We start from the raw sequence: 20210 nt of genomic DNA, 5'->3' as shown, positions 1-20210 counted from the left end.
AAGAGAGCGGTCCACCTCAGGCGAACCGCTCTCTTTATTTACCAGCAGCAGGAATAGCCTGCTGTATCAATTGGATTGTATTTTCGACTACACGTTTTGAGTTGATGGCATACTCCAATAGCGTACGGTTATTTTCATCACGCAGCGAAGCAATTTCCCGTTTAAAATATTTTAGAAAAGGGATCAACATGTCCCGTTCATTTCTTTGCACAAGATTGAAGAGAATCTCCGGCATATCGGTGACGATCAGCTTGAGGAACCAATGTACTTTTTGTGAAAAGAAGGTACGGAAAACTTTTCGGGATTTGTTACTACTGGTGACGCCGTTGATCAGGATTTTCACAGCAGCTGCACTGGCCTCCCGTTTTACAGCATCTATGTAATATTTCAACTGTTCGTGTTCATATGGGAAAAGCAGGCCGAGCCATTGGGGATTGATCGTGAAGATGTTATTAAAAATGCCAGGGTTTAAATACTCCATCTCCACAGAAAATGGGGTCCAGCCAAGCGCCATTATCCTTAATATGGTATTTTCCTGAAGCGAAGTGACTTCCGGAGCGTATTTTAGCGAACTTATGAACATATGATACGGATAATCAAAACCAGGTTTGCATATCAGTAAGGGGAATATATCGTAGCAACATCTGATCTGCTCTTGGGTATGGTAATTTATCTCGCCCAAATGGTAAGTTTGCCCAGTAGTACCCATGCCGAGGTAGGAGCAGACATAGTTTAATGCATTCATCCCTCCGTTTAATACATATGCTTTTTGCAGATCAACGGTTGCACCTGCAATGACAGCCGCTCTGACAATAAGGACGATTGATTTTAGCTGTTCATTGTTGTAAATCGGGATATCCTGCGACAACATGCCTACGTTGTGTGCATCCAGCTCATGATTAGTCATCAGGTGTGCAGAAGCTCCCTTATGTACAAGTTGCGTCAGGGTTTGTTCGGCTTGTGACATATCAGTGGCTGATAAATGTATGCTATCGAAAGTATCGAAAAAGTCGCCATCCAGTTCCATCATCTCAGCTTCACTCAGCGTATCTCTTATAGTTTTCCAGATTGCTTTTTCTTTCTCAATATCATTACGTATTGTGTCGAGCTCTTTTTTCAGTGTAAGAAATAGTGGGATAGGGAAATCAAACTCCATGGTTAAAATTTATTTCTGATCTCCAAAGATAAAGCTATATATCTGTTGATGCAAAGCGGTTAGGACCTTTTGTTAATAATTTGGTAATGTAATTAGCGGAAGTGCATTGTTAATATTGTGCCATCTGAATTTTCTTGTGGAAAACATTGTTTCCGGAGTAATAACAATCATCATGATACAGCTTACCAGCTTTCATAAAAGTACAGTGATCATCCTGTTGTGTTTTGTCATAATGCAATACGGGAAGGCGCAGACATTGACGCCCTGGAATAAGGGAAATCTTGATATTCATTTTATTAATACCGGTAGAGGAGATTGTGCATTTATGATCATGCCGGACGGTACGACTATGCTGATTGACGCAGGAGAACTGAATCCTGTGGATGCACGAACGAGATCGGCGCGTACAGTTCCTTTACAGCCGGATACCAGTCAGCAGGCTTATGCCTGGATAGCAGATTATATTAAGGCTGTCAATCCATATGCCTGGATAGATTACGCAATGATCACGCATTTTCATGATGATCATTTTGGTGGAATGTATAAGACAGCACCGGCTGCGGCTTCAGGCAAATATTATTTAACAGGTATCACTGGCGTGGGAGACAGGATTCCCATCCGGAAGTTAGTAGATCGTGGTTATCCGGATTATAATTATCCGATTGATCTCAGAAAGGAGATTGCCAAAGATGTGCAACAGGAAGATGCGGAGTTGCAGCAAATGGCGAATTATATCCATTTCATTGACTACCAGGTTGCAACGCAGGGAATGAAAGCAGAGCGGTTTAAGACAGGCAGTAAAGAACAATTTGTGTTGATAAAAGATGCGAAAGCATATCCTGCTTTTCATATCCGGAATATTATGTCAAATGGATTTGTCTGGAATGGAGCAGGAGAAGGTGTCTATAATCATTTCGCTAATACAGGCGGTGTATTGCCCGATGAGAATAATGGGGGTTGTGGCGTGCGTGTACAATATGGTCAGTTCAGTATGTTCTTTGCGGCGGACATCCAGGGGATTGTAAACTATGGTGAGCCCGCCTGTGCTGATATGGAAAGTGCCGTCGCACCTGCTGTGGGGCGTGTAGACATTGCAACGATCAGTCATCACGGTAACAGGAATGCGCTGAACGTCAACTATATACAAACCCTGCGTCCAAGGGTGTGGATAGAGCAGGTCTGGTCAAGCGATCATCCAGGACATGAGGTATTGAACCGGCTTACGTCCCGGGCGACGAACCCATATCCACATGATCTCTTTGCGACTAACATGCTGGAAGCAAATAAGCTGGTGATCGGACCGGCGCTGGAGAATGCGTATAAGAGTACATCAGGACATATTGTGATCCGGGTGGCCCCGGATGGTGGCAGTTACCGCATTTTTGTGCTGGATTCATTTAAAAAGGGGCAGCAGGTGAAGCAGGAGTTTGGTCCGTATACAGCAGGTAGTAATCAGCAATAGATCAGCTGTCCTGAGAAGAGTGATGCTTTGTGGTGAGTCGTATGATTTCTTTTTTGAGTGTCTGCTTTTCTGTTTCGGATCTGGTCAGCGAAATGGCTGTTTCATAATGGGCGATCGCTTTTGCGCATATCCTGACTGGGTTATATAGCAGGCGTAAACGTGGACTTGAGGTGGTGGTGACCTTGTGTGATGGGTAGAGGGACGAATGTCACACGACTTTATGTATGGGGACTTACTGGCAATAACAGTGCTGCTTCAGCGGCAGCTGTAGGATGATAGCTTTTTGTCTGGCCATTGGTGTATTTTGAGTGATATGAATTTACGATAGTCCGGGGAGAGGGGTGGCAGGAAAAGGGGAGATATTATCCACTGATTTAGATGGAAATGTGGAAAAAGGGGTGGCCTGTAAGGGATGGTGTTTATGGAATACGCTTTCCTTATCCTTGTCTTTGTAATGATGTTTTTTATGTAACGAAACCGCTACCGGAAGAACCGCTTTCGGTCAGACTAAAGGATGCCTGGAATAGTTCCTGGTTATTAATGGTTAGCTTTTCCCTGTTTTTGTTCGTTGCACTGGGGCGGCTTAGGTATAAGCCGGATTTAAAGTGATGGTGGTAACAGAGAGTAGTAGTACTGCATTTTTACCAGCAGTTTTTCATGAGATCGGGAATACTTTATCTTTATTCCAACCTTAAAATTCACCCCTATGCCTGTATCTTTCCGGTATTGTATGCTATTTTTACTGATACTGATTACCACAACAACTGCTGCACAATCCAAGGCTGATATAGAAAAACTGGCGGTAACACCGAAGAAGAGTATTACGCTGCCAATTGATTATGCAATATCGTTACCCAGACCCGATGTTGCACACTGGGACAGTGATTACAATTTGTACAGACATTTTATGACCCCTACTGTACAGAAGACGCAGATGGGGATGGCATATGAAAAGGATGGTGTTCATATATGGATGGTTGTGCCATCGGCTACCCCTCATGCTCAGTTGGATACAATGATGCGCATCACCGACCCTGGGCAACTGGTTGGTACCTGGAGGGCAGTATCCCACCGCAGGATACATTTCCAGGATTCGGCAAGATATGATAAAGACGAGATTGTGCGGAAGAATACACTCATGCAGGAACAGAATGATGATGACGTGTTTCTGCAAATAAGCGATAAACAGCTCCGGCTTTCTGCAAAAGAACCAGGGAAGCAGCATTTCAAACGTGAAGCAGGTGGCCGTTATGTGTTGGATGGTGGTCGTTATTTGCTGTCATATAAGCTTGCGAAGGCTGGCGGCGCAGTGTCGCAGGTGGGGATAGATAAGGAAGGAAGACTGGTCATGCATTCTGCGATTGTGGAGGAAAGAAAAGTGCCTGGCAGCTATATTGTTTATATCGCTGTGATTAATCAGTTTGTTTACGAACGGGTGAGTGAGCAGCCGTGAGGATAGCCTTTTCAAGGCTATTGAGGAACTGCTTTTTTCCTGCCAGGTAACACCGGCTTTGTCCTGTAAAAGACACATCCTGCAAAAATATCCGTTATTAATGCATGGATGGCCTGCCAGGGATTGAGGTGTAAAAAATGTACAAAACGACAACAACTGATTCTAGCTGAAACATTAACAAAAGCGGAGAAAAATCCGGAAATGGGTGACAACTGCTTGCACATTTCAGTGAAAGTGATTCTTCCCACTGGTGAAATATGCAAGCAAATGCCGGCTTTACGTTGATAGTATGTTGGTGCTTATTTCAATCTGATATCGCTTAATTCAATGGAGATGAATAATGGCCCGGAAACCAAAGCAGTATTGTCTTCATTCCTTTTGTAAACATGTCTGCTTGTCGGAAATTTAATGCCTTGAACTTCAGTATAATCTGCGACATAATGCACTGAGGCAGCATTGTTAAGGATCTCAACATTATAATCATGTCTCCTGAAGAGGCCTTCTTCATCAATGTAGAATACCTGTTCCCTGCAATGAGTTGCAATATTTTCGGGGAAGGTAACGTGTAATCGTCTTAACACCTGACCTTTTTCAGTCCAGGTTTCGATTTCTTTTACTTGATACCCAGGCTCCGCGAAGCAAAATGGTGCATTCAAATACGTCCACATTGCGTAGCCTGTAAAATATGTTACCTGTAGTTTTGACCAGGGCGTTTCTGTTACATATCCTTTGAAGCTGTTTCGTGGAAAATAAAGTTGATCGACCAGTACATCCCGGTCGTCAATGACAGCAACTTTATCTGCTTCAAACGTATTATGCCAACCGTCCTTTAAAAAGGGGGAAAAAGACACATGTTGTTTCGTCGTACTTGACAAGACGTTAATATCGTCCATTATACCTGGGACCTGCTTAAATGCCCAGGTGACACCCCCAACTTTAAGGTGAGCGGATAAATTTTCAAACTTCTTCCAGTTATCCAGACCGCCGTGGGCGTCTATTGTAAACTTTAGTAAATCATTCATATCGTCGTTGTTTTTTCATTAATCAAAATAAAAGAAGGGTGTATTTGCAGTTGTTTTTTACAACTGCAAATGTATTAATTTCTACTTGTTATTTGCAAGTGCAGATTTTTATCTTGATTTTTTCTTTTACTCCCGGGCATTTTATGCTTAAATTTGCACTTGTAATCAGCAAGCGCAATGAATGATGATGATTACGACGATATGATCAAAAAAATAAAGAAACGTTCGGCTTGCCCGATTAGCTTCAGCCTTGACTTTCTTGGCGACAAATGGACGCTGCTGATCGTCCGGGACATCCTGCTTAACAATAAAAACACCTTTGGCGAGTTTATTCAGTCGGCTGAGGGCATTGCGACCAATGTCTTAACAGATCGATTAAAAATGCTTGAAAGCGAAGGATTCATTATGAAATATCCCGTTCCCGGCAAGCCGAGGGTGGCATATTGTCTTACGGAAAGAGGGGTTGGGCTTATCCCGATCATCATGGAAATGGCCATTTGGGGAGTGTCAGAGAATAACACCGAGATCAAAAAGGAGCTAACAGCAGCACTCAAAAAAGATAAGACAGGCGTTTTATCGGCATTATCGAATAAACATCTGGAGATATACGAGCAAAGGAAGGGGACTCGGATAAAATCTGATCTCTGAAAAATTTCTCTTTACTGCATCTTGAGAATAGTATTGCATTGAGTCCCGCTTATGATTTGTTGAATGTAAACCTTGTCTTTCCAAAAGACCAGGAAGAAATGGCATTACTCCTCAATGGGAAAAGAAAAATATTAAACTGAGAGATTTTGAAGCCCTTGCCAACATATTGAATATTCCAGAAAAAGTAAGAGCTAACATTTACAAAAAATTTAAATCTCATAATACGGAAGTTCATGAAATGATCAATGCTTCATTTTTGAATGCGGATTTAAAGAAAGCTTACTGGGAGATACGGAATGAAAAGCAGAAAATCTTCGAGCCGTTGGATGAATAATCGGCTGATGGTCGGGGACAAAAGAAAAAAGCCTCCAAATCTTTCGATTTGAAGGCTTAAAGCTTGCGGACCAGACGGGACTCGAACCCGCGACCTCCGCCGTGACAGGGCGGCATTCTAACCAACTGAACTACTGATCCAACACTGTGTGTTCCCGTTCGTCGGGGGTGCAAATATATGAATTATTATTTCAATTGTGCAAATAAATTATGCAGAAATATTTACAACTCTAAAAAATTCATCCCCAATACCTATACGAATACGCGTACTTTGTACGCTTCCAGCCTGTACAGCTGCCTAATTTGTACATTTCCCACTTTTCTTTAGTTTTACAGCTTTAGGGGATTCCCACTACTAATTGTTCAATTTGATATGGATCGTATGCCATCCGAGGAAGAGGTGTTGTTAAGGATGATGCAGGGAGATGAGTCTGCGTTCACGAAGATTTACCGACACTATCACGCCTCGCTCTACGTTTACTTGCTGCGTTTTTGCAAGGTTCCTTCCCTTGCAGAAGACCTGGTGCACGATGTTTTTTTGAAAGTATGGGAGATCAGGGACCGTATTAACCCCGAATTGTCCTTTACAGGATACTTATACAGGATAGCCCGTAACCACGTTATTAAGACTATCGACAAACTTACTACCGACAAAAACTTCCGGGACCAGTTATTCAGTCAGCTCGAGGATGTTTCTGCCGTCCAGCCGGAACAGCAGGTAAGGACGAAGGAATATGACCGTCTTTTTCAGGAGGCCCTGGTCAGGATGCCGCCCCAGCGTCTGAATGTGTTCAAATTATGCCGTCAGGAAGGAAAAAGCTATGATGAAGTGGCCCTTTTGCTGGGCATTTCCAGGAATGCCGTAAAAAAACACATGGTTTTAGGGATGCGCTTTATATACGATTATGTGCATCGTCATGGTGATATTTTACTCGCCATTTATCTCGCCGGAAAAATATTTTAACTTTTTTTTAAAGTTGAGGTACCCTACCTCGTCAGTTTTGGATAATATATATAGGTACCCCCCGCAAAAGGTGCTCTTAACTTATGTCATTATCCACGGAACGTTACGAAAAACTTTTACAGAAATACCTTGACGGTCAATGCAATAGGGCCGAAATGGAAGAACTGTATGCCTGGCTGCAATCGTCAGGATCTAATCGTTCTTTGCTTGCCGCCATGCAGCGGGAGTTCGAAAAGACAATGGGTGAGCATTATGAGATTCCTTCTGAACTGAGCGATCGTATCGAAACAAGACTTTTACAGGACATTTCCCAGGAGAAAGTAATCCGGTTCCCGCAACGTATGCGTTTGCGCTGGATAGCAGCAGCTGCGGTAGTATTGCTGGCAGGTAGTGGCGTCTATTATTATATGAATACGGTCTCCTCCCGCAAGGCACTTACTGCAAATACCGGTGTACTGGCAGCTGATACCGGAGATATTGCGCCTGGTACTAATAAGGCTATACTGACGCTGGCTAATGGAGATGTGGTGACACTGGATAGCGCAGGAAATCAGATCATCAACCAGGGGGAAACGGTTGTCCGCCAGCAGAATGGGCAGCTGCACTATGCAGGACAGGGTAGCAGTGATGTTGTTACTTATAATACACTGACCGTTCCAAGGGGAGGTCAGTTCAATATTGTACTGTCAGATGGCAGCCATGTATGGCTGAATGCGGCATCCAGTATGAGATATCCGACCTCTTTTAACGGAGATCGGCGGGAGGTCGAAATTCAGGGACAAGGCTATTTTGAAGTGGCGCCAAACGCCAGCAAGCCATTCTTTGTAAAAGCAAATAATACAGAAGTACAGGTATTGGGAACCCAGTTTGATATCATGGCCTATGCCGACGAAAAGAGTATCAATACAACACTGATCGAGGGACTGGTCAATGTTAAGTATGGAAATACAGAACAACGCCTGAAGCCAGGCCAACAGGCAGTCGTTGACCCTGCCACTGGCGTTATGGTAGTTATGAAGGCGGATGTAGACCAGGTAATTGCCTGGAAAACAGGTTTTTTTGAGTTTGATAATGCTACTATGGCTGACATATTACGTCAATTGGCCAGGTGGTACGATATAGAGGTTAGTTACAACCAGACGGGAAATGAAAGGCTCTTTGGGGGGCGTATAAGCCGGAGCTTACCATTATCCGATATTCTGCATATGCTGGAAGCAAATGGACCTACATTCTCACTGTCAGGGCGAAAACTAACTGTTACATCGGGTAAATAAAGCCTGTGCTGTACTAAATCCACGTGAGACAGACAGGGTATTAATTAAGTAAAATGAATTACGTTATGGAAGTAACCGGAACAAATTAAAGGAGCAGTCAGGCCCAGATCAATAAAAAACCGGAAGCGCTTGCAACACTTCCGGCAGAATTGTCGGGGCATCCTGAAAACCACGTCACGTTATTAACTATTGATCTTCTAAATTCCCAAACACTACAAAAGTATGCATTTAAACTTTAGTGGTAGGACTTTCCGTACCCGGAAAAATCTATCAACCAAAATTGTCACCGTTATGAAACTGACCACCTTTTTGTTGCTAGTGGCATGTCTACAGATCAGCGCAAAAGGAGTATCTCAGCAAATCTCTATATCGGAGAAGAAGGCTCCCCTCAAAAAAGTCCTTCGTCAGGTGGCCCGTCAGGCAGGAATTTCCATAGTTTATGATGAAACATTGCTCGCAACAGCCAATCCTGTAACTATTGATATAAAAAATGCATCCGTTCAGGAGGCACTTGAGATTTGTCTGGACAATCAGCCTTTCGATTATTCTATAGATGGCTCCCGCATCATTGTAAAAAGCCTGCCTGCAGGTCATAAAGCAGCAGCAGATACTATCATCACTGTTACAGGCCGTGTAGTGGACGAAAAAGGAGAAGCTGTGCCTGGGGTAAGCGTACGTGTGAAAGACGGTACTACCGGTACTGCTACCGATGGTAGTGGGAGATTCACCTTAAAAGCTCCTTCCAATGGTACCCTGGTATTCAGCGCACTGGGTTATACGCCATATACACAGGCTGTTGGCAACGGCAACCTGAATATCAGACTGAAAAGCTCTGAAACTGCGCTGACTGAAACAGTTGTGGTAGGTTATGGCGTACAGAAAAAAAGTGTTGTAACTGGCGCTATCTCCAGCGTAAAAGCTGCTGATCTCGAAAACCAGCCAATCACACGTGTGGAAAGTGCCCTCCAGGGTAGAACTTCCGGTGTAACCATAGCTTCCAGCTCTGGCCAGCCAGGTTCTGGTTCTGCGGTAAGAGTGAGAGGTCTGACCACTTTCAATAATAATGATCCGCTGTGGGTAGTAGATGGCGTTGTGGTAGATAACGGCGGTATCGGTTACCTGAACCAGTATGATATCGAATCTATCGAGGTACTGAAAGATGCAGCTTCTCAGGCAATTTATGGCGCCCGTGCTGCTGCCGGTGTTATTCTGGTAACTACCAAAAAAGGTAAAGCAGGTACCCTGAAAGTAAACTACAATGGTTATTATGGTACTTCTGCTCCTGCTCGTAAACTGAAACTGCTGGACGCTACACAATATGCTACACTGAGAAATGAAGCTGCAAAAGCTGGCGGCGATGCTTTACCATACGCTGACCCTCAGTCATATGGTAAAGGTACTGACTGGCAGGATCAGATCTTCAACAGCAGCGCAAAACGCCAGAACCATGAAGTAAGCATCAGCGGTGGTAATGACAGATCTACTTTCTATTCTTCTTTCGGTTATCTGAAACAGGATGGTATCGTAGCTACTGATATCTCCAAATATGAGCGCGTAAACTTCCGTCTGAACTCTACACATAAACTGTCCCAATGGGTAACCTTTGGCCAGAATGTGGGTTATGCTTACGATAAATCAATCGGTCTTGGTAATACAAACAGTGAATTCGGTGGTCCGCTGGCTTCTGCCATCAACCTCGATCCAATCACGCCGGTGATCGTAACGGATCCGAATGAAGCGGCCAACTATGACCCAAGAACACCAACAGATGGTAACGGTCATTACTACGGTGTTTCCAGAGCACTTGCACAGGAAATCACTAACCCGCTGGCTTACATAAAAACCCGTCTGGGCAACTATGGCTGGTCCCACAATATCGTAGGTAACGCTTACCTGGAAGTATCTCCGATCAAAGGACTGAAATTACGTTCAACCCTTGGTTCCAAGATCTCCTTCTGGGGAAGTGAGTCATTTACCCCTATATCTTACCTTAATCCTTCTACTATTTCTTCCCGTACCAACTTTAACCGTAGCTCTAATTCCGGTTACAACTGGAACCTGGAGAATACGATCTCTTATAACAGAGAGTTCAACAAACACAATGTTACTTTATTAGCCGGTCAGGGTGCCTACCAGGATAACCATACCCGTGCGCTGAATGTAACATACTGGGATTTACCTGTTACCAATTTCAAAGACGCGTCCCTTAACTATAACGTGGCGCAGGACCAGAGAAATGCAGGTGGCAGCGAAAACCCGGATCACAGAATTTCTTCCCTGTTTGCACGTGTGAACTACACCTATGATGAAAAGTACCTGGCAGAAGCGATCGTTCGTCGTGATGGTTCTTCCCGCTTTGGTTCCAATAACAAATATGGTGTGTTCCCATCCTTCTCACTGGGTTGGGTAGCTTCCCGTGAAAACTTCTGGGCTGACAATCAGATCGTAAACTTCCTGAAATTCCGTGGTGGTTACGGTGTGGTGGGTAATGACAACATCGGTGACTTCGCTTACCTGTCTACCATCGGTGGGGGGCGTAACTACAGCTTCGGTACCGGAGATACATACCTGATCGGTTATAGCCCTAACGCTCCTTCCAACCCGGATCTGAAATGGGAATCTACCAGCCAGACCAACATTGGTTTCGAAGCAACTGTCATCAGAGACATCACTGTGTCATTCGATTGGTATAAAAAAGCGACAAGAGATATCCTCCAGAACCCACGTATCCCATTGTATGTTGGTGCTATTTCTAACCCTGCAGCTAACGTAGCGGATATGGAAAACACCGGTGTGGAACTGGAACTGGGTTACCGTAAAAAATTCGGAGAGTTTGACTTCTCTGTAAATGGTAACGTTTCTTATCTGAAAAATAAAGTGACCAACCTGGGTCAGAATATACAGTATCTGTCTGGTGGACAGACCCTGCAATCAACCAGCTATCCTATCACACGTACAGCTATCGGACAGCCATTTAACGCCTTCTATGGTTTCAAAACAAATGGCATCTTCCAGAATCAGCAGGAAGTTGATGCATACGTAGGTAAAGACGGCAAAAAACTCCAGCCAAATGCAGTTCCTGGTGATTTCCGCTGGGTAGATGTAAATGGTGACGGACAACTGACGGACGAAGGTGACCGTACTTTCCTGGGTAATCCTACGCCAAGCTGGACATATGGTTTCACCCTGAACTCCGCTTATAAAGGCTTTGACCTGGTAGTATTCGTACAGGGCGCTGCCGGTAACAAGATCTTCCAGGGTTTACGTCGTCTGGATATCGGCGCCGCAAACTGGCAGACTAAAGCACTGGGCCGCTGGACAGGCGAAGGTTCTTCCAATGACTACCCACGTTTAACTACAAAAGACAACAACAGAAACTTCACCAACCCTTCAGATTTCTATCTGGAAGATGGCAGCTACTGCAGAATCAAATCGCTGCAACTTGGTTATTCCCTGCCTTCTTCACTCTTAAAGAAAGCGCATATCGAGCGATTCCGCGTGTATGTAATGAGCGAAAACCTGCTGACACTGACCAAATACACTGGTTATGATCCAGAGATCGGTGGTGGCGTATTCAGTATCGACAGAGGTATTTATCCTCAGGCACGCTCATTCATGTTAGGTGTAAATGCAAATTTCTAATTATTAAAAGCTGATTACAAAATGAAAACAAGACAAATTCCATATATCATCGCAATGGCCCTTGGTTTACAACTGGCCAGCGGTTGCCGCGATAGCTTTCTCGAAGTAAAACCAAAAGGTACAGACCTGGAGGCCAACTATTACCGTAACGCAACAGAAGCCTTTAATGGTCTGATCGCAGTATACGATGTTGTAGGCTGGCAGGGTGGTGGTTATGTCACCAAAGTAGGCGCACTGGATGCTGGTTCAGATGATCATCTGGCCGGCGGTGGTGGTCCTAACGACGTGTCTGCCTTCCAGGTGTTCACGAATTACACCATGACCCCGGCGCAGGGTCCACAGGAAGAACTGTGGAAGAAAGGCTATGCAGGTATCTTCCGTGCGAATACTCTGTTGAGCAAGCTGCCTGACATCCCTATGGACGAGAATCTGAAGAAACGTTTTGAAGCAGAGTGTAAATTCCTGCGTGCATTCTTCTATTTTGACCTCGTACGTTTATTTAAGAATATTCCGCTGCTGACAAAACCTGTATCCACTTCAGAAATGTATGATGTGTTGCAGGCAGCTCCAGCTGATGTATACAACCAGATCATAGAAGATCTGAAAGCAGCTATCGCTGAATCCAATTTCCCTGATCAGGTACCTGCTGGTTCTGAAGGTGGCCGTGCTACAAGAGGTGCTGCACATGCATTGTTAGGTAAAGTTTACCTGTGGCAGGAAAGATGGGCTGAATCTGCAGCAGAATTTGCTGAAGTAAATGGCACTACGCCGGGTCAGACAAGCGCGAAATACGGTTACAAACTGATGGACAATTTTGAAGACCTCTGGAAATTCAGCACTAATAAATTCAACTCCGAGTCAATCCTTGAAGCGGCATATAGCTCTAATTCAGGTGGTAACTGGGATTGTGTAGCTTGTACTGAAGGTAATGTGCTGAACATCATGGTAGGCCCAAGAGGTTATAAAACACTGAAGCCAACTGCACCTGATATGGTTTCCGGATGGAGTTTCCTGGTAGTAACTAAAAGTCTGTATGATGCACTGCATGGCGATCCACGCTTTAACTCAACCATCCTTGATATGGATAGTCTGAAAGCAAATGGTATCGCAGATTATGCGCCAGGTCATGATAACACTGGGTATTTCCTGAACAAATTTGCTGCAAAAATAGGCGATCAGTCTAAAGGACCTGGTAACAAAGAACTGAACTACCCACAGAACCTGTATGAGATCCGTCTGGCAGATACTTATCTGATGGAAGCAGAAGCACTGGTTAAATCCGGTCAGAGCGGTGCTGCAGGCACACGTGCATATGCACTGCTGAATGCAGTACGTCATCGTGTAGGACTGAATCCTATTGAAGCTACTGACGATAACATCTTCAAAGAAAGACGTCTTGAACTGGCTGGTGAAGGCCATCGCTGGTTTGACCTGGTACGTACCAAAAGAGCTGCTGCTGCATTGGGTGGCCGTGGTTTCGTTGCCGGTAAAAACGAAATTCTGCCTATTCCATTATTGGAAATGGAGAACACCAAGATTGAGCAAAGCGCAGAATGGAAATAATCAAAGGGTACGAACAGCATTCATGACTTAACAAACAGTAAAAAATGAACTTTCACTATATCAGCAATACACGTACTATAGCAATGGCAGCTCTGCTGGCCGGCGCTGTTTCTGCCTGCACTCCCGAGTCATCTGACAAGGGTCTGGGACCTCTACCTACCGCCAGTTTTACCGCAGAACCACTGGCAGGTAATGCAAATAAAATCGTCGTAGCAAACACTACTCCGGGTGGATTTCTGTTTGAATACAGCGATGATAACGGACATAAATCTACCAGAGAAAGAGATACACTCAGTTATTTCCAGAAGGGGGAATACACGATCCAGTTCACGGTTTTCACCAATGGTGGTTTTGCCAAAGCGGTGAAGAAAGTAACCATTGCACAAAATGCGCAGACCCGCGATATCCTGAAAGGTGGGGATATGGCAACAGGTAGCGAGCAGTTCTGGACTGTATTGAATACCGGGGGAACACAAACCGCTATTAAAATCGAAAATGGCGCAATGCATTTTGATAATACCGGCGATTCCAACGGCGCCATCTATCAGAAAGTGAGCGTAGTAGCTGGTAAGTCATATATATTCTCTGCAATGGTAAGCGGCAATGGCGCCAGCAATTCCTGGTTTGAGATATACATTGACACAGCAGTGCCTAAACAAGGATCTGATTACAGCGGAAACAAATACATTTCCCTGAACACCTGGTCTGGTTGCGGCGCTGTGAAATTTGCAGGCGACCTCGCTACTATCGGTTGTGATGGTACCGGTAAGAACAAAAATGGTGTTATGTCGTTTACTAAAACAGGGGATATCTACATCGTTGTCAAAGCTGGTAGTGCCGGTGGTACACTCGGAACTGGCGGTGTTGTATTCGACGATGTAAAGTTCCTGGAAGAAATATAAATTAATTAGGAATTAGGAATTACGAATTAGGAATTAAGAATAATAATGTGCGCAGTTTTTAATTAGTGTATGACTTAGTTAAAAGCCGGTTGCTCATAGGGTTAACATAAATCATTATATGGCTAACCAATTCTTAATTGTTAATTCCTAATTCCTAATTTTTTTAAAATCGCGCTTATGAAAAGACTGAAATATCTCCCTTTTATTCTGTTGGGCATCAATATACTTTCCTGCTCAGGAAAAGGAGATGGTGGTGGAAGCTCACCTGATCCTGTTACGCCACAAGGACCTGTTGATAAAGGCTGGGCATTTGAAACAACTCCCGTATGGGCAGATGAATTTGATTACACCGGATTGCCGGATAATACCAAATGGGGATATGACCTCGGCGGTGGCGGATGGGGAAACAATGAACTGGAGTATTATACTAATAGTCCTGATAACGCATCTGTTGCAAATGGTAAACTGACCATTACTGCCAGAAAAGAAGCAAAAGAGAACCGTAATTATACTTCTGCCCGCCTGGTGACCCGGGGAAAGGGGGACTTCCTGTATGGCCGTTTTGAGATTAAAGCAAAGTTGCCTGCCGGTAAAGGAACCTGGCCCGCCATCTGGATGTTGCCTACGGATTGGGCATACGGCGACTGGCCTAAATCAGGTGAGATCGATATTATGGAACATGTGGGATATGATCCGGATGTAGTTCATATCACTACACATACAGAAGCCTATTATTTCAAAATAGGTACACAGAAAACAGCTACCAAGAAAATAGCGAATGCAACCACGGACTATCACCTGTATCGCGTAGACTGGACGCCTTATGCCATCAGTGGATATATCGACAACCAGTTAATCTTCAAGTTCGTAAATGAAGGGAAAGGATATACCGTGTGGCCTTTCGATAAAAAATTCCACCTCTTACTTAACATTGCTGTAGGTGGTGACTGGGGTGGCGCACAAGGAATGGATGATTCTATTTATCCCGTTACCATGGATGTTGACTATGTCCGTGTTTATAAAATGATTGAAAAATGATATTCCACTATAAAACCCGTATCAGCCTGACGGCTTTACTGCTGTCCGGGATGATCGCTTTTGCCGGCTGTAAGGATAATGGTACTGAAACCCCTGTCAGACCTGTTGATCCGACTGTAGAAAAAGATACTACTGATGTGTTGATGTGGCTGACAAAAGGAGACAAATCGGTACTCCTGAAGCAACAGAAAGTCAACCTGCTTTTTAAGGATACGCTGAATGTATATCCTACCATTAAAGTGGATGCTTCTCAAACATACCAGTCGATAGATGGCTTTGGTTACTGTCTGACAGACGGTAGCGCGATGCTGATCAATTCACTGCCGGCTGATGCACAGGATGCATTGCTGAAAGAATTATTCCTGCCTGATACAGCGCATCTGGGTGTGAGCTACCTGCGCGTGAGCATTGGCGCCTCCGATCTGAGCGTGGCGCCTTTTACCTATAATGATCTGCCGACCGGACAAACGGACGTGGACATGACTAAATTCAGCATAGAGAAGGAAAGAAAAGACCTGTTGCCTATTCTGAAGAAAGTAGTGGCCCTGTCACCCAATATTAAAATACTGGGTTCTCCCTGGTCAGCTCCTTCCTGGATGAAGACAAATAACGCTTCTAAAGGCGGTAGTCTGAAACCGGAATACTATGCTGCCTACGCCAGATATTTTGTGAAATATATCCAGGCTATGAAGGCGGAAGGCATCACCATAGATGCCATCACTCCACAGAACGAACCGCTGCATGGTGGTAATAATCCAAGCATGGTTATGCAGGCCAATGAGCAGGCTGATTTTGTAAAGAATCACCTGGGACCTGCTTTTAAAGCTGCCGGTCTGACTACTAAGATCATCGTGTACGATCATAATGCAGATAAACCGGAATACCCGGCTGCGATACTTGGTGACGCTGCTGCCTATTCTTATGTGGATGGCTCGGCTTTCCATCTCTATGGTGGCAGTATCACAGCGCTGACGCAGTTGCATGACGCTTATCCGGAGAAGAACATCTACTTCACTGAACAGTGGGTAGGTGGTCCAGGTAATTTCGGTAACGACCTGCAATGGCATGTGAGCACCCTGATTGTAGGCGCTACCCGTAACTGGAGCCGTAATGTGCTGGAATGGAACCTGGCTGCTGACGCTAATTATGGTCCGCATACAGACGGTGGTTGTACTACTTGCCTGGGCGCGTTGACAATTGGTTCAGGAGTAATTCGTAACGTTGCGTATTATATCATCGGACATGCCTCTAAATTTGTACGTCCGGGTGCTGTCAGGATTGCTTCCAATATCACCAGTCAGCTGGATAACGTGGCATTCAAAACTCCTGATGGCAAGACGGCACTGATCGTGGTAAATAGTGGGTCTACTCCACAGACGTTCAATATCCAGTCCAACGGGAAAATTGTAACTACTTCCCTGACTAACGGTGCAGTAGCTACTTATATCTGGTAACATTATAATTCAGTATTCATAGATGAGAAAGTATGCTTTGATGGGCCTCTTACTGGTAGCATATACCGGTTATGCAAAAAGTGAGGCCCTGAGTAACAGGAAGGATTCCACCGTACGCAAAGGTGTGACGGTGTATACAACCGCCGAGAATACCAAACTGCGTTTGTCAGCAACAGCAACGCTGTCTTTTGCACCCATGAAGCAGCCGCTGGAAACAGAAGTCTGCATATTTGTAGATCCTGCTAAAAGTTTCCAGACACTGACTGGTATCGGTGGCGCGCTGACAGATGCTTCTGCGGAAGTATGGGCAAAACTGCCAAAAGAGAAACAACAGGAACTGCTGAAGGCGTATTACGATCCGGTAAATGGTATCGGGTATACTTTGGCGAGAACTAATATTCAGAGCTGCGACTTCTCCAGCGGTTCTTACAGCTATGTAAAGGAGAATGACAGCCTGTTAAAAACATTCAGTATTGAACATGACCAGCAGTACCGCATCCCTTTTATTAAGGCGGTGATAGGCGCTGCCGGTGGAAAGATACCATTGTATGTTAGCCCCTGGAGCCCTCCGGCCTGGATGAAGGATAACAACGACATGCTGCATGGCGGTAAACTGTTAGCGAAGTATTACCAGTCATGGGCCAACTTCTACGTGAAGTTTATCAAAGCTTATGAGGCACAGGGTATTCCTGTATGGGGACTGACAGTGCAGAATGAACCAATGGCTGTACAGAAATGGGAGTCCTGTAATTATACTGCGGAAGAGGAGAGAGATTTCATCAAACGTTATCTCGGACCTACCTTACAGAAACAGGGGATGGCTGCTAAGAAGCTGATCGCATGGGATCACAACCGCGACCAGGTATATCAGCGCGCCAGCACTATTCTGGAGGATCCTGCTGCTGCAAAGTATGTATGGGGTATCGGTTACCACTGGTATGAAACATGGACCGGCAGTGCTATGATGTTTGACAACGTACGCCGTGTTGCAGAAACATTCCCGGGTAAGAACCTTGTCTTTACAGAAGGTTGTGTAGAGTCTTTCAAATACAACCGTATCAATGAATGGTTCCTGGGAGAGCGTTATGGTCTTTCCCTGGTAAATGATTTCAATAATGGTACTGTTGCCTGGACAGACTGGAACATCCTGCTGGATGAAAATGGTGGTCCTAACCACGTAGGTAACTTCTGCTTTGCACCTGTACATGCAGATACAAAGACCGGAGAACTGATCTACACAAATGCTTATTACTACCTGGGTCATTTCTCCAAATTCATCCGTCCGGGTGCTAAGCGTGTGATTGCTTCTTCTAACAGAACAGATCTGCAAACAACTGCATTTATCAACAAAGATGGTAAACTGGCGGTAGTTGTACTGAACCTGTCTGATAAGGAGATTCCTTACAAACTGTGGATAAAAGGGGAAGCAGCAGCTGCAAACAGTCTGCCGCACTCTATTGCCACCCTGATCGTTGACTAACTAGTGGACAACATCATACATGTAAAAGGCCCGCCAATTGGTGGGCCTTTTTTCATCACTCTTTGATCCAGTCAGTTATTCTTCGACTCAACTGATGGTTTCCGTTTAAACTTAACTTCACTTTTTGACAATCCTAACGTCCAAGCGTTATATCGGGTAACTATTATTGTACATCCCACCATACTCTGGTAGCACCATTATCAGGTCCGTTCAGCAATGTAATTGCTTTCTGCACTTCCGGATTATTGGTATTATACTCGTTTTGTGGGAAAGGTATACGTCTGATCTGAGTAGCTGAATTGATCACGCCACCACTGAAGTTATTCACAACAGGGAACAGTTTCGGATAACCGGTACGGCGGAATTCAGTCCATGCTTCCTGACCTTCAGGGAACATCGCGATCCATTTCTGGGTGATGATACGTTCCATTTTTACAGCTTCCAATGCACCATCATCCCATTTCACTGTGATCTCAGAAGGGGCAGGCGCATTAGCAGCACTATTCTTCGGATCAGTGAAGCCAGCAGGTTTGTGTGTATTATCAGATACATAAGTACCTGCATTTACGTTCCATTGCTCCATAGAGGTATTGATACCCTGTTCATATAATGTCTGTACAGATCCGCCGGCATTTGCCCAACCACGCAGGGCAGCTTCTGCTCTCAGAAAATATACTTCTGCAGCAGTCATTATCTGTGTTGGTGTGGTAAGTGTAAATGAAGGGTTACTACCTGTTACATCAAGATTGGAATAACCGGTATAGTCTCCTTTGGCAGCATTACCGCCGACAGAACCGATACGGATACCCTGGTACCTGGATGGGAAAGTGGTATCGGTAGACATGTCAAAATACTTGCTGATACGAGGATCGGCGTATCCGGTCATGTAGCTCTGGATAGAAGCACCGATGCGGATATCAGCCCAGTTCAGCGCAATGAACACCAGTGGGTTACTGAATCCGGAGCCAGCTACTTTTACTTTCATGTTACCGGTATTCGAAGTGATCGTTCCTCCGTTGGCAGGGTCCATCGCTTTTTCAGCCTGTTCTTTTGCCAGTGCCGGCGCTGCTTTCACAATGTGCATGGCGAGACGAAGGCGTAAGCTATTGCTGAATTGTAACCATCTGGTGAAGTCGCCATCGTATACCAGGTCAAATTTTGCAAAATCGAAAGGCAGTGAATCAGTTACATGATTGATCTGATTACGCAGATTGATATTCGCGCTATCCAGTTCGAGGAAGAAACGTTTGTATACGTCTTCCTGACTGTCATAAGGAATAGCGCTTTTGCTTGTACCTACCTGACTGTAAGGAATAGGACCGTAGATATCAGTAATACGGCTCATACCTGCCACCTGCAGTACCTGGGCGATGCCCCATACTGCAGGATAAGAGGTGTTTACTCCATTTGTACGCAGTCTGTTAACAGACGACATGATATTCAGGTAACCTACCTTGAATGGTTCGCCGTTCCAGCCGCTGATAAGGGAGTAGGAGAGGTTGTTTTGTCCGCCGTTAAATGGATTCGGCGACATAAAGTAACCTGAATAGCAGTCTGCATTCAGATTTTGTTGTAACTGATAAGAGTTTGGATCACCACCATCAGAGAAGTTAATAATGGAGCGCTGTGCCCTTGTCAGGAACACGCCTACGTCGTTAAAATCTCCTTTCAGATCGTCAGGATTGATACCGGTGTTATCTGAGTTGTATAATTCGAAGTTCTTGGTACATGCGCTGGCGCCGAGCAATACAGCTGCTGCGATCACCCACATGCTTTTCTTATAGTAGCGTTTCATTTTTTTCATTTTAGATGGCAACAA

At 44.7% G+C, this 20210-nt stretch carries 14 protein-coding genes and 1 tRNA gene; 11 read left to right on the top strand and 4 right to left on the bottom strand.

Features of this window, described 5'->3' with window-relative positions; all coding sequences use genetic code 11:
- Positions 1–34 precede the first annotated feature (34 nt).
- Positions 35–1156, bottom strand: coding sequence for a hypothetical protein (locus tag CPIN_RS33410; protein WP_012794311.1), 1122 nt, complete (start codon positions 1154–1156; stop codon positions 35–37).
- 172 nt (positions 1157–1328) lie between these two features.
- Between CPIN_RS33410 and CPIN_RS33405 the strand changes: the two genes are divergently transcribed.
- Positions 1329–2618 carry a ComEC/Rec2 family competence protein gene (locus CPIN_RS33405; protein ID WP_012794310.1) on the top strand — a complete coding sequence of 430 codons (1290 nt, stop codon included), beginning with the start codon at positions 1329–1331 and terminating at the stop codon, positions 2616–2618.
- Positions 2619–3324: 706 nt separating this feature from the next.
- Positions 3325–4071, top strand: coding sequence for a hypothetical protein (locus tag CPIN_RS33400; RefSeq protein ID WP_012794309.1), 747 nt, complete (start codon positions 3325–3327; stop codon positions 4069–4071).
- 299 nt (positions 4072–4370) lie between these two features.
- On the opposite strand, the gene CPIN_RS33395 is transcribed toward CPIN_RS33400, so the two are convergent.
- On the bottom strand, positions 4371–5093 hold the full coding sequence (locus tag CPIN_RS33395) for a hypothetical protein (RefSeq protein ID WP_012794308.1): 723 nt from the start codon (positions 5091–5093) through the stop codon (positions 4371–4373).
- 177 nt (positions 5094–5270) lie between these two features.
- On the opposite strand from CPIN_RS33395, the gene CPIN_RS33390 reads away from it, so the two are divergent.
- A complete protein-coding gene (locus tag CPIN_RS33390; protein WP_012794307.1) occupies positions 5271–5741 on the top strand; it encodes a winged helix-turn-helix transcriptional regulator in 471 nt (156 codons plus the stop codon).
- Positions 5742–6141: 400 nt separating this feature from the next.
- On the opposite strand, the gene CPIN_RS33385 is transcribed toward CPIN_RS33390, so the two are convergent.
- A tRNA-Asp gene (locus tag CPIN_RS33385) sits at positions 6142–6215 on the bottom strand.
- A gap of 232 nt (positions 6216–6447) precedes the next feature.
- On the opposite strand from CPIN_RS33385, the gene CPIN_RS33380 reads away from it, so the two are divergent.
- The 8 genes from CPIN_RS33380 to CPIN_RS33345 all read left to right on the top strand — a co-directional run bounded on the left by CPIN_RS33380 (position 6448) and on the right by CPIN_RS33345 (position 18391).
- Positions 6448–7038 (top strand): RNA polymerase sigma factor, encoded by a 591-nt coding sequence (locus tag CPIN_RS33380; protein WP_012794306.1) that lies wholly within the window; start codon positions 6448–6450, stop codon positions 7036–7038.
- Positions 7039–7121: 83 nt separating this feature from the next.
- The gene (locus CPIN_RS33375) at positions 7122–8312 is read left to right on the top strand and encodes a FecR domain-containing protein (protein ID WP_012794305.1); all 1191 of its coding nucleotides are present in this window, start codon (positions 7122–7124) and stop codon (positions 8310–8312) included.
- Between the two features lie 291 nt (positions 8313–8603).
- A complete protein-coding gene (locus tag CPIN_RS33370; protein WP_012794304.1) occupies positions 8604–11954 on the top strand; it encodes a TonB-dependent receptor in 3351 nt (1116 codons plus the stop codon).
- Positions 11955–11975: 21 nt separating this feature from the next.
- A complete protein-coding gene (locus CPIN_RS33365) occupies positions 11976–13517 on the top strand; it encodes a RagB/SusD family nutrient uptake outer membrane protein (RefSeq protein ID WP_012794303.1) in 1542 nt (513 codons plus the stop codon).
- 44 nt (positions 13518–13561) lie between these two features.
- Positions 13562–14419, top strand: coding sequence for a hypothetical protein (locus CPIN_RS33360; RefSeq protein ID WP_012794302.1), 858 nt, complete (start codon positions 13562–13564; stop codon positions 14417–14419).
- A gap of 177 nt (positions 14420–14596) precedes the next feature.
- On the top strand, positions 14597–15457 hold the full coding sequence (locus CPIN_RS33355; RefSeq protein ID WP_012794301.1) for a glycoside hydrolase family 16 protein: 861 nt from the start codon (positions 14597–14599) through the stop codon (positions 15455–15457).
- Entirely contained in the window at positions 15454–16911 is a 1458-nt protein-coding gene (locus CPIN_RS33350) for a glycoside hydrolase family 30 protein (protein ID WP_012794300.1), read from the top strand. The genes CPIN_RS33355 and CPIN_RS33350 overlap by 4 nt, the downstream gene beginning before the upstream one ends.
- A 22-nt stretch (positions 16912–16933) precedes the next feature.
- Complete coding sequence (locus CPIN_RS33345) at positions 16934–18391, top strand: glycoside hydrolase family 30 protein (RefSeq protein WP_012794299.1); 1458 nt, start codon at positions 16934–16936, stop codon at positions 18389–18391.
- Positions 18392–18554: 163 nt separating this feature from the next.
- On the opposite strand, the gene CPIN_RS33340 is transcribed toward CPIN_RS33345, so the two are convergent.
- On the bottom strand, positions 18555–20186 hold the full coding sequence (locus CPIN_RS33340) for a RagB/SusD family nutrient uptake outer membrane protein (protein ID WP_012794298.1): 1632 nt from the start codon (positions 20184–20186) through the stop codon (positions 18555–18557).
- Between the last annotated feature and the right edge of the window lie 24 nt (positions 20187–20210).

It is taken from the genome of Chitinophaga pinensis DSM 2588 (genome assembly GCF_000024005.1).
GTDB classification, from domain to species: Bacteria; Bacteroidota; Bacteroidia; order Chitinophagales; family Chitinophagaceae; genus Chitinophaga; species Chitinophaga pinensis.
The sequence above is the reverse complement of the archived record's forward strand: the minus strand, read 5'-3'. Positions and strand labels throughout refer to the sequence as shown.